Genomic DNA, 11,487 nt, shown 5'->3' on the forward strand with positions numbered 1-11,487 from the left:
GGCGCTCGCACTAGTGTTCTTTGTTTAGTTGATTTGAAACGACTTACTTGCCCTGTTTGCCAATAGGCTAGGCAAAGTAAGTTCTCAACCACAGCCCTATGGGAGAAGTAACGCCTGTCGCGATACTGCTTATCTCTCCATCTTTAATGATGACAATGCTGGGTGTGACATTGATTCCCCAGTCTCTACTGATATGCCCTGAAAGATCATTGATCACCGGGAAGTCATACTCTTTGGCGTCCAAGTAGCGTTGCACTCGCTCATTTGGTCCTGATGAAAGGGCGACCGTAACGACTTGGTGAGAGTCATTGAAGCTATTGACGGTTGAGCTCACGAATTTGCACGCACCACACCAAGTTGCCCAAAAATAGACAATGACAGGCTTACCGTTTTTACTGAGCTCGATAACATCAATATTCTCACCTTGGAGTGATTGACCTACGATTGGAATTGCACCTCCTTGAGGCATACTTCTGCTGTGATAAAAATCCATAGCAAAGGAAACCACGCCAACGATCAGTATCATTGAGACCAGTTCCTTTCCCCACTTTTTAAGGCGACTTGGCTTTTTAGCCTCACCCTTTATAGAGTGGTCTTTGGTCGTGTTGGGCTTCTCTTCATTGTTGGGAGTCTTCATTAGTTATCTCGCAGCATCGATGGCTTGAACGACAGTGTCACTGTTGAGAATGACAGGCAGTGGAATACCACTTTTATAGCTCTGACCGTAGACGATATTAAATGGCACACCAAATCGCCCATTACTTTGTAAGTATTGAGTGACACTTTCGCTTGGAGTGGTCCAATCGCCTTTCATTAGAACGATATTCTCTTGTTGCAGATGGCTATAAACAGGGTCTTGAAGAATGACGCCGATTTTGTTCGCCTTACATGTAATACACCATTCTGCGGTCACATCAACAAACACCGTTTTCCCTTGAGCAACCAGTTGAGGTATCTGTTTCGCGTCAAGCGGTTGCCAAGGTAAATCATCCACAATCGGAGTTGCCCAATTGTCCGCAGTGACGCTCCCTACGATAAGCGCTGCACCAAATACTATTGTGGTGGTAGCCAGGATAGGCGCTAGTACCTTAGTGCCGAGCTTCTTGCCAATCCAAATCAATACTGTTGCTAGGATCAAAACAGAAAGCACGATCGTTGGGAACTTTCCAATGAATGGGCTCAGCAGACTCGTTAACCATAAGCTGGTAGCGAACATCATCAAGCCGAAAATCAACTTAACAGTGAACATCCAAGGGCCTGGCTTAGGCATTAGCTTGGTTAGGCGTGGGAAGGCAGCAAAAACCAGCCAAGGTGCACTCATACCTATGCCGAGTGCGATGAAGATAGCCCATAACTCTTGATAGCTAGCACCAAGTGCATAAGCGACGGCGGTTCCTAGGAATGGTGCGCTACACGGCGTTGCCAATAGCGTCGCAAACATACCTTGAACAAAGTGGCCTGAATGTGAATCATCCCCTTTAGTTGCCATCCAAGTGTTTAAACCTGAAGGCAGTCTGAATTCGAATAGCCCAAGCAGGTTAATCGAGAACAGCAAAGTGATGATCAGCATTAATCCGATGAACCAAACATTTTGGAACTGGATTCCCCAACCAATCGCATTACCACCCATTTTTAGAATGGTCATACCAAGGGCTAACAGAGCAAATGACGTAATGACACCAGAAGCAGACGCTAAGAATGAGAGTCGGATATGACGATTAGATGCTCCTTGGTTTTGAATGATGCTGTTTAACTTCATTCCTAATACTGGCAACACACATGGCATGATATTGAGGATCAAGCCACCAATTAAGGCAAAACCGAACATCGCAATAAAGCCGTTACTACTCTCTTGATAAGCGATCGGGTCTGAGCCCACTTGAGCTGTCATCTCTTCGGCAAAGTTCGTGTCCGATACTGTAACACTCACCGTGCGATCGGTTAGATCGACCTCGCCAAGCCAGTTACTGACATCGAATACAGCAGTCATTGTATTGTCTGTTATGTGGACGCTTGGTTGAGAGAAGAAGTCATCAATCACTTCTTGCCCGTCAATCAACACCATTGGCTTATCCCAACCATCTTTGCTTGTCAGCTGAGTAACCAATTGCTGCTTGCTCTTATCCCAAAACAAACCGTTCACCGAAGTGCGGTTAGCTTCTCGTGGCGACTGGCTCATGCCTTGGTTGAACAAGAACATCGCTTCTTCATCAAGCGCTAAAGTTTTTGGGTCAATCGGCAGTTCGATATCGTAATCGGTTAACACACAGATATTGGTACACGACGGAAAGGTAAACGAGGCCCTGAATATTGCAGGCTTTGTGTTGTCTTTCAGGGTTAACGTGACAGGAAAGCTGACGTGCTTTTTGTAACCTAACGTCATGACGTCAAGCTGCTCGTAGTACTTAGGTATCGGCCAATGCCAATCTACTGACTCAATGTTTGTTGAACCAGACCAGTCCCAGCTTGGTGGTATGCCACCTTCACCAGGGCTGCGCCAATAGGTTTTCCAGTCGCCGTCGAGCACGACATCGAGCACGGTTTGAATCTTAGAACCGTCATCTGACTGTTCACCTGTCGACATCATTCGCATTTTGACTGGCGGGTGTTCAGGCACGCTGAGCCAACCTGTAGTCTGTGCTAAGGCAGTAAATGATGTCATGACCAAAAGGGCTGTGACTAGAGTTTTCGCGCATGTACGCATGCAGAATGCCAAAGAATCGACAAACTTAGTTAGTAGTGTGTTGTACACAAATGTATCTCCAAAAAATAAATAAAAGGGTGGAATAGCCCGGTTATTTACTCTCTAAATATACAGTGCTTTAGGTGTAAGCGGTGTTTTGTTGGTCGAGTAGAGCGATGGTTGTCTCTAGATAATCTCGATATGTGGGGAGGTAAGTTAAATGCAACCGCAATAATAAGTACGAATGGGATCATCCAGCCGGTTTTTGGGGCGGCAAAGGTCAGCATTTTTGAACTCAGACTGCATGAACTTGAATTGGGTGACGTTAACATTTTTGAGGCTTCTAAGCCGAAAACACTGGCGTATAGAGTGGCCATTTTTTCTGAAGAAGCGATGTCAGTTTGAGGATTACTGTTTTCTGTATGAGTTTGCGCGCCAACTAGGACTGATTGACCATTAGCGGATGCAGATAACGATACTTTCTTTACGGCCAGAGTACTCGCCAGACAAGTTACGATAACCAGTCCGGTCAGGAAGAGCGCCCAAAGCGAATGCTTTTGTCGACGATTCTGTGTAGATAAGAAAAGTAGCGGTGTGTTCAGAAAATTAGTCCGTAATTAAATCAGTTAGTCGTTAAAACGAGCTCGTTGAATTGTGGCTAGCTTAGATAAGTTCTCTTCGCGCCACAAGTCATAAAATTGTTAAAGTGAAACTAGGTATAAACGAGGGAAACCGTAGGTATACGATAAACGACGCATAAACACTAATTCTCGCGAATACGACATTGCTCTGTCACTAAAGTTCACAATAACTGGAAGTTGCCACTAATTTATTCTGTATCGAGTAGTTTATTCATTATCAGGCTATACAAAAAAGCCCAATAGCTCGTCGATGAACGTATTGGGCTTTAACCATTGGCGCTATTGAAAAGGCTTAGTGAGTGCGGCGAGGGCCGTTACGTACCAAGTCTTTACCGTTATCAAACACTTCTTTGGTGATCCAGCGAGCAAGTAGAACTTTGTGGCTGCTGTTGAATACAGCAACGAAGTGACGACCATCTGAATTATTGGTTGCCATGCCTACACCTTCAACGCCTTCAAGGCCTAAACCGCCAGCTTCCACTGAAATTAGGAATTGCTCTAGTTCTTCTAGAGACTCAATGATGTCAAGTTCGTTGTTCATTTTTATGCTCTCTTGCAGTGAACCAACATCGTACTTAAGGCGCTTTAGTGCTTACCCTAAAATTAAGATATTGGCCGTTATTCTTTGTTGGATGCGTACTCTACAGGTCATAAGAGGGGATTGGAACTCTCAAATATTAGAAGCAGGCTGATAATTTGCGAATTTTTAACATAACATACGTTTAAATGCTTGTTATCCATGTTCTTTTTACTACTATTTATAGGGTCAATTTAGACAGTAATAGGAATTAATATGATGAAGGTTTGGCGTTGTCTATTGTTAATGTTGGCGTTTGTCGCATTTGGAAGTTATGCGCAGAGCGTTGAGAAAATCGCAGAAGTACAAGATCAGTTAATGATCGATCTAACAACATTAGAAACGGCGCATGATGCTGAGAAACCCTTTCTTGAAGATATATTAAGGCGTAAGAATCAAGGGCTACGTGAGGAGATTTTTACACAACTCTCTTCAGACAAGAAGGAAGGGCTAGATGCCATTCTGGCTCAGCAGGTTGAACTTTTACAAAAATTGCTGACATTGAATGAAGGCAAAATCGTTTCAATGAGTAAAGAAAACCGTTCAGCTGAGGGTGACGCTAAGAAACGTCTTGAATTACGCATTCAAAAACGAATCGGAATGATGGATGTTTATTATCAACAACTAGCAAAGACACTCACTTGGTCGAAAGATCGTGGGGTCGATGTCGCTGTACCTGAAACAGCTCTAAAAGTAGACTTGGTGTCTCGCTCTAAATACTTGACTAATGCCATTCTTTACACAGACACACAGCGACAAGATCTAGAAGCGCGTTTGTCTTTCGTGAATGAAGAAGAGAAAGCGACCATTAAAAAGGAGCTTGAGCGTTTCAGCGAGCGTACTAGTGTAATGGTGGCGAGCTTAGAAGAAACCATCACACTAATGGAACCGTTTGGCGTCGACGTGACTTCTTACAAGCGAGTGTTGCTGGCGACGACGGGAGACATTAACGCTGATGTGTTAGATGTTGATGTGGCACTGGAACTGCTGGATGGTTGGCTCCGTTCGTTCAGTTCATGGGCTTTTGAAAATACCCCTTCTTTTATCGTTAAACTCGCTCTGTTTCTCGGTATTTTGTATGTCACTCGCCTTATAGCTAACGTGGCTCGTAAGACCGTTCGCAAGAGTGTTTCGCACTCTAAAATGGACTTCAGTGTCTTGATGCAGGATTTCTTTGTATCAATCGCATCGAAAGCGGTCGTGTTTATTGGTTTGCTTATTGCGCTGTCGCAAATCGGGATAGAACTAGCACCGCTATTAACTGGTTTCGGTGTCGCGGGTGTCATCATTGGTTTTGCATTGCAGGATACGCTGTCTAACTTCGCCTCGGGCTTGATGATCTTGATTTACCGTCCTTATGATGTTGGTGATATGGTTAAAGTGGCGGGCGTGCAAGGCACGGTAAAAGACATGAGCTTAGTGTCGACCACGGTACAAACTATCGATAACCAACGTTTAGTGATCCCAAACAACAAGATCTGGGGTGACGTGATCAACAATATCACGGCAGAACGTGTAAGACGTGTTGATATGGTTTTCGGTATTGGTTACTCAGATGATATCGATAAAGCGAAAGCGGTATTGAATGACATCATTGTCGCGCACCCTCTAGTACTGAAAAAACCAGAGCACATGATCAAGCTTCATACCTTGAATACGTCTTCTGTAGATTTTGTCGTAAGACCTTGGGTTAAGACAGACGATTACTGGGATGTGTATTGGGATGTGACGGAAACCGTGAAGAAACGCTTCGATGAAGAAGGCATCACGATTCCATTCCCGCAACGAGATGTGCATATTTACAATCACGAAGAGAGTTAATTCGTCTAAGAGTCGATTTCTTCATGTGACAATCAAATGGACGCCGAATCGGTGTCCATTTTTGTTGGAGGTCAGTTTATCTGAATCTCGTTCTTTTATGTCACTTCACGCTAGTCGGAATTACGTTATCATGGGGCAGGCTCAGTCTGGATAGTTGAAATCGAATGGATGATTCACAGCAAAACCCAAAAACGAGAAATACAACGGTAAGAAAAGCGACGCGAATCGAAAGTGTCATGAACTCTGCGATGTGGCATTTAACCCAGAGGGACATGACGGAAAGCGAGTTGATTGCAAAGTTGAAAGTGAAAACGGACAATCAAGATTGGATCAATGAAACCTTGAGCAACTTGAAAGGTTACGGCTATCTCAAATCCGACCAAGATTTTGCTGAGCAATTCGCAGCACAAGCCTTCTTTGGCGAATTTGGCTCGCGATACATCATTGAAAAGTTGAAGAAGAAAGGGCTAACCGACTCGGTCATTTCCGATGCGATTCATAAGGTATCTGCTGATAAAAACATCGACGAACAAATGATACTGATCGATCGAATCAATCATTACTATTCAGGCTTTACTATGAGCCGTGAAAAGCTTGTCGCGACACTGCAAAAACGTGGCTTCAGCTATCAACAAGTCAAAATCGCGATCGATCAGCATCCGCAAGCTCATGAGCTTAAGAGTAATATTCAGATCAAGGCCGAGAAAGCTGATTTGGAGAAGGAAGTGCTCAAGTACGCTCGTAAAGGGAAAGGCTTAACCGCTATCCAACAAGAACTAAAACAGCGACAAATCGATACCACTGAGCTTTCATCGTTGATTGACCGATTGATCAATGAAGAGCAATTGGACTTTTACGCTTCTTGTTTAGAACAGCTTCAGAAAAAATCTTATGACCTGAACGATCACAAGGAACGCTCTAAGGCTTACGCCATGTTGAGTCGCAAAGGCTTTTCTTCAGATGAGATAAAGTTCGCTTTAAGTGAAGGTAACGAGTAGGTTACGTGCTGAATCATAAGGATGAACAGGGCTATCGAATGGTGTTTTCATCTTCAGCAATACCTAACCCATTACGTAAAGCGAACTGAACAAGCTCATTGTGATTGTTTAAATCCTCTTACACGCAGGCCAGTATATGGGCTCATACGGAAGCCTACTCTCTAGACTACTACCAAAACCAATTCAATATTGCGGTTGAGTGGCAAGCGTCTCCCATCTGGAAAACAGAGCTGGATTATCGTGTAGTCACGGCAAAAGATAATGGTTTAGACAGCTTTGTAATGGGCTTTCATGATCTTTTTAGCATTGGGCAAAACGGTCGTGATGAGGTAGCAGAAGATCAATTCATCATGGACTTTCATAATGCTGGCGTTCATGCCTCTGATTTTGAAGGTGATGACTTAACCAATGCGCTGACTTTTTACAATGAATTGTTGTTGTATTCCAGGGGGCCTATATCGCTCTCTGCTGGTGGTTCTTTGTATTACAACAACGTAAGAAGTGGACAATTTGCGAGAACAAGTTTTGAGCAAGTCGTTCAACTTAACTACAGCTTTATCACACCCAAACACAGTATTTTTTCAACCGTCGGTTTAGTGCATCGAAATGGCGATAACTCCTTTGTTGGCCTAGAAGACTTAAGTTTTGAAAACGTAAGCGCGAGTTGGGCGATAGGGTATGAGTATCGACTGAATCAGCGTCATAGTTTGCTTATTGAATCTCTCAACTATCAAGGTTGGGCGAGCAACGATCCAGATTTTTCTGAACCTTCCCACGAAGTGGTCGTGGGTTACCGTTATCGCCTACATCAACTTGCGATTGAGGCCCTAATGATCGAAAACATCCGTAACATGGACAACAGTACCGACATCGGGTTTACGCTTCTCAATATAAAAGCCATATCAACATATCATTATGTAATTTAATTCATCAAAGCTATAAAGTTTCAGTAAATTTACGGTATATCAATAACGTGATTTTTTGAACAATAGCGCCACTCCAAAAGGCCGGACTAACAAGGCCGAATCAATCTATAGGTAGTGGTAACCATGAAAAAAACATTAGTAGCACTTGCGATTGCAAGCATTTCAACTTCAGCATTCGCTGTAAACACAAGCAGCCAAAACAGCCAGAATGAAGAGATGTTTGCTTTTGATTCTATGCACAAAGATCAATTCTCTGTAGCAGGTTCTTTCGGTGTTGGTGGTTACTACGACACAGGTTCTAAAGCATTTTATGATGACTGGGCGACAGGTTTAACACTTGCGGTAAGTTACCGTAACAACCGTTTTGTTGGTTACTTTGAAACAGACATGATGCTGAACTACACAACAGACAATAACGTTGCAGCGAACGACGCAGCAACATCTGGTTGGGTGAATGGCATTGATACAGGTCCTGCGACAGACGTTGATAAAGCGTGGTTAGGTTTCGACACTGGTTACGGTATCGCTTCATTCGGTTGGGAAAACGATACGGCACTAGATAAAGTTGATGGCGCAGGCGACAACACTTACGAGTTTGGTGCTTCTGCTGGCGACGCTTCTGATGCATTCAACGTGGTTAAGTTCCAAGGCGCAACTAACGGTATCGCTTACGCTATCTCTTACTTTGAGACTAATGACGACCATAACGATGCAGAGAAAGGCGTTAACGGTTACATCGGTATCGAGCAAGAAGTATTTAGCGTATACGCTGGTTACGAAGCTCGTGACGATGAGAAAGATTACGAAGTATACACAGTAACTGGCAGCATGCAGTTAGGTTCAATGAAGCTAGGTCTTAACTCTTGGATCGATCAAAACGATGAGATGAAGAATACAGGTTTCTACTTCTCTGGTGGTTACACATTGTCTGATGATCTAACCATTGCTGCAGGTTACGCTTTCAATACTAACGAAGAAGATAACCTATCAGATGTAGATTCTTCATACATCAACGTTGCAGCTATGTACCGTATTGCTGATAACGCAGACATGGGTATTGATATTAAGCAAGATATCGAAGGTGCACGCTCAATCGGTAACACGCAATACGACGAAGAAACACACGTATTCGCAGCAGCTTACTACTACTTCTAAGAGTAGTGTCGAGGCTTAGGTGCGCATAGAGCCTGAGCCTTTGAAACTCAAATATCGAAACTGAACATAATGGTGTAATTGCTGCCCGGTCTTTACACCATATTCTCTTCTTTGCGCAGCTTAAGCATCCACTGTTCGACATGTGGTATGCCACTCAAGCGGTACGAGTGGATTATTATCTGGAGAAACAAAATGGTTGAGAGCATATCTGGCAAGGGGGTCATTTATGGCAATGAGACTCTGTTTACGTGCAAACCTAATCGAAATGGATTGTTCGAATTGGCACGTAAACATGGAAGAGCTGCTGGTACTCGTCCACAAGACTCACAAAACAAAGTCTACGCAGAATCTTTAGATGAAGCATGGAATTTACTGAAAACTGAAAAGTTTTATATTGTTTTGACGGGGCAGGTATTCGGCATTCATCGAAAATCACTAAGAAGTGTTGATTCTGTTGATGTTGAGTTTAATAGAAAAATTCGCTCAGCATGTTTCACTATATAGATCCTAAGCTGAATCTAAAAAGGACGATAACTTATCGTCCTTTTTTCATTTTAGTTTTGAACTCAATTTTTGTTACAGAGGCTCAAACACAATCTATCGACCGTATTGCCCAACGATAAAGTGCTCAAACTCATCACACATCTGATGGTTTGATTTATCATTATTCGCCAACTCGGTTGACCCATCAACGATCGATATCTTCGCATTCAAATCAGCAACTGGTGCACGCTCTCTTGTCGACAGTTGTTTGATTTTTTGCTCTTCAATAGCCCATGCTTCCTCTGGCGATAAGTTGCACTCGTCAGCGAGGTATTTGGCATTAAAACCTTCTCCAGTAAGGCTTTCGATTGTCCCATTATGATTCACGCTATTGCCTTGGTACCAATAGTGCTTAGCTAACAAAGGGCCGATCTCTGGGTTATCCGTTAAGTAGCCAAACTTATCGGTAAAAAACGCACGAGTTTGATACACCGCCATATGAGCCAACAGGTAACCTTGATACGCGCAAGACGCTTCATCCGACAATAGGTGCGGGATTGCCATTAATGGGCGAGGGCTACAAGCCAATCCAAGAATCGTTTTCTCACTATTACGAGCGAGAGCGGTGATCTTTTCAGGCGTCAGATCTTCATCTGCCAATTCGTAAAGTGCTCGCTCGAAATAGGGAACCACTAAAATGCTGCGTTCTTGATAAGCTCTGAAGGGTTGCTTGTTATCGATGATTGCTTTGATTAACTCGTCAGGTACTGCTTGGCCATCAGCATTAAGCGCGTATTGTTTGAGCCAGTCTGCGTCATTCAACAAGCTGTCACAGAACATGGATTGCGTTTCGGCATAAGCCATCGAGGTTGGTGCAAACTCTTGAGAAAAGCAAGGGGCGTTCATTTTCACGTTGGCGAAGTGGGCCGCATGACCACCTTCGTGAAACAGCGTGTTGATCCCATCATAACCACTGCCTACCTGATCGGGCTTTGCGTTGCTCGTGAAGTTAACTTGAGCAGCTACCCATGTGTCTTGATCGTAGAAAGATGGGATAGGACCATGGCAGAAGCCATTAGGGTACTTACCTTTGCGGTCAAGCAGATCCAATTTCAATGTCGCTTGAGAGTATTCGATGTTGAGGCGACCAAAGGATTCAATCCAGCGTCGAAGTGACTTTGAGAATGGAACATAAGGGTCCAAGTCATTCATCACGTCACCTGCAAAAGAGTAGGTAAAGTTATGGGCTTGGAGCGCATTCTCGCCTTTCTGCTCTGCCAAATGGGTTAGGCTTTGCTGATGGCTATCACGTGTACGTGCTTCGAAGTCGTCCAGAATCGTGAACAGTTGCTCTGTCGTCATCTGTTCGGTTTTAACCACCGAGTAATCAAAGAAGGTTTTAAAACCCAGTGATTGAGCAAATTGATTACGTTTTTTGATGAGCTCAATAAATCCGTTAGCCAGTAGCCATTGCTCTAAATCTAATAGTGCTTGGTGTGCAGAAAGCCTGACTTGTTCGTTGCTATTGCTTCTTACTGCTGAACCTAAAACTGGCAGTGATCCTTCTGTTTCCTCACCCGTTTCATTTACGTAAGTCATTACGTGATTTTGTTTCTTCTCAAACAGCTCTGCTTCGAACTTGATGAGGTCTGCTTTTAGCGCCTGAGATTGTTGGGATTCGATAGCGTGAGATTTAAAGGTCGCTAACCAGCCATTTAGCCCTGTTAACGTGCTCTCTTTTTCTTGAGGATCTTGAATCTGGTCGATGGTATCTAATTGAGCTCCGATTGCCGCAATCTGTTCAGCTGAACTTAAAAACTCGGTCCACTGAGTTTGCGCTAGGGTTGAACCATCGTGGTCGTCACTGATGCCCATGTAGGTATCCCAAAAGAAGTCTTCTTTGGTTTTGTGAGTTACAAGATACTTGTGATTCAGTTGGTTGAGGTAGTTCGTTGCCGTCATGACATTCCTTGAAAATTAACCAGTAATTTCAACATTATGACACATTCAATGAATGTATTTTGTGACGTTAGATATAACTGGATGCAACTCACAGCATATCGGTTTACTTTACAGCGTATCAATGGTAATTAATTAACTGTTAATGATTTGTTGTTTGCTAGTATTTATGAGAGAGAGTTAGCTGATTTCTCCAGCCTTTTACTGAGTAAATTGATGTTCTCAAGGTCAGCGTTTTTGTAAG

Annotated in this window: 10 protein-coding genes; 6 read left to right on the forward strand and 4 right to left on the reverse strand. The window is 43.5% G+C overall.

All coding sequences use genetic code 11. From position 1 onward, the window contains the following. Positions 1-67: 67 nt before the first annotated feature. Both CWO27_RS01005 and CWO27_RS01010 read right to left on the reverse strand, forming a co-directional pair. Positions 68-637 (reverse strand): protein disulfide oxidoreductase, encoded by a 570-nt coding sequence (locus tag CWO27_RS01005; protein WP_107898383.1) that lies wholly within the window; start codon positions 635-637, stop codon positions 68-70. Between the two features lie 3 nt (positions 638-640). After that, complete coding sequence (locus tag CWO27_RS01010; RefSeq protein ID WP_107898476.1) at positions 641-2,704, reverse strand: protein-disulfide reductase DsbD family protein; 2,064 nt, start codon at positions 2,702-2,704, stop codon at positions 641-643. A 159-nt stretch (positions 2,705-2,863) separates the two neighbouring features. Here CWO27_RS01010 and CWO27_RS01015 point away from each other — a divergent pair, with 159 nt between their 5' ends. Continuing rightward, positions 2,864-3,088: a hypothetical protein gene (locus CWO27_RS01015; protein ID WP_230682298.1), complete on the forward strand. Its 225-nt coding sequence runs from the start codon at positions 2,864-2,866 to the stop codon at positions 3,086-3,088. Positions 3,089-3,616: 528 nt separating this feature from the next. Here CWO27_RS01015 and CWO27_RS01020 read toward each other — a convergent pair. Then, on the reverse strand, positions 3,617-3,865 hold the full coding sequence (locus CWO27_RS01020) for a hypothetical protein (RefSeq protein ID WP_017062732.1): 249 nt from the start codon (positions 3,863-3,865) through the stop codon (positions 3,617-3,619). A gap of 252 nt (positions 3,866-4,117) precedes the next feature. On the opposite strand from CWO27_RS01020, the gene CWO27_RS01025 reads away from it, so the two are divergent. The 5 genes from CWO27_RS01025 to CWO27_RS01050 all read left to right on the forward strand — a co-directional run bounded on the left by CWO27_RS01025 (position 4,118) and on the right by CWO27_RS01050 (position 9,305). Beyond that, a complete protein-coding gene (locus CWO27_RS01025) occupies positions 4,118-5,722 on the forward strand; it encodes a mechanosensitive ion channel family protein (RefSeq protein WP_048661124.1) in 1,605 nt (534 codons plus the stop codon). A 164-nt stretch (positions 5,723-5,886) separates the two neighbouring features. After that, complete coding sequence (locus CWO27_RS01030) at positions 5,887-6,720, forward strand: RecX family transcriptional regulator (protein WP_107898384.1); 834 nt, start codon at positions 5,887-5,889, stop codon at positions 6,718-6,720. A gap of 104 nt (positions 6,721-6,824) precedes the next feature. Continuing rightward, complete coding sequence (locus CWO27_RS01040) at positions 6,825-7,646, forward strand: DUF3187 family protein (RefSeq protein WP_107898385.1); 822 nt, start codon at positions 6,825-6,827, stop codon at positions 7,644-7,646. Positions 7,647-7,769: 123 nt separating this feature from the next. Continuing rightward, the gene (locus CWO27_RS01045) at positions 7,770-8,801 is read left to right on the forward strand and encodes a porin (protein ID WP_107898386.1); all 1,032 of its coding nucleotides are present in this window, start codon (positions 7,770-7,772) and stop codon (positions 8,799-8,801) included. Positions 8,802-8,993: 192 nt separating this feature from the next. After that, positions 8,994-9,305: a hypothetical protein gene (locus CWO27_RS01050; protein WP_107898387.1), complete on the forward strand. Its 312-nt coding sequence runs from the start codon at positions 8,994-8,996 to the stop codon at positions 9,303-9,305. Positions 9,306-9,398: 93 nt separating this feature from the next. Here CWO27_RS01050 and CWO27_RS01055 read toward each other — a convergent pair whose 3' ends face one another. Then, positions 9,399-11,246 carry a M3 family metallopeptidase gene (locus tag CWO27_RS01055; protein ID WP_107898388.1) on the reverse strand — a complete coding sequence of 616 codons (1,848 nt, stop codon included), beginning with the start codon at positions 11,244-11,246 and terminating at the stop codon, positions 9,399-9,401. Between the last annotated feature and the right edge of the window lie 241 nt (positions 11,247-11,487).

It is taken from the genome of Vibrio sp. 10N.286.51.C3, from assembly GCF_003050065.1.
GTDB lineage: Bacteria > Pseudomonadota > Gammaproteobacteria > Enterobacterales > Vibrionaceae > Vibrio > Vibrio crassostreae.

Coding starts and splice junctions, on each gene's coding strand:
- CWO27_RS01050 (WP_107898387.1), top strand. CDS start 8,994: ATGGTTGAGAGCATATCTGGCAAGGGGGTCATTTATGGCAATGAGACT.
- CWO27_RS01020 (WP_017062732.1), bottom strand. CDS start 3,865: ATGAACAACGAACTTGACATCATTGAGTCTCTAGAAGAACTAGAGCAA.
- CWO27_RS01030 (WP_107898384.1), top strand. CDS start 5,887: ATGGATGATTCACAGCAAAACCCAAAAACGAGAAATACAACGGTAAGA.
- CWO27_RS01005 (WP_107898383.1), bottom strand. CDS start 637: ATGAAGACTCCCAACAATGAAGAGAAGCCCAACACGACCAAAGACCAC.
- CWO27_RS01025 (WP_048661124.1), top strand. CDS start 4,118: ATGATGAAGGTTTGGCGTTGTCTATTGTTAATGTTGGCGTTTGTCGCA.
- CWO27_RS01010 (WP_107898476.1), bottom strand. CDS start 2,704: ATGCGTACATGCGCGAAAACTCTAGTCACAGCCCTTTTGGTCATGACA.
- CWO27_RS01045 (WP_107898386.1), top strand. CDS start 7,770: ATGAAAAAAACATTAGTAGCACTTGCGATTGCAAGCATTTCAACTTCA.
- CWO27_RS01055 (WP_107898388.1), bottom strand. CDS start 11,246: ATGACGGCAACGAACTACCTCAACCAACTGAATCACAAGTATCTTGTA.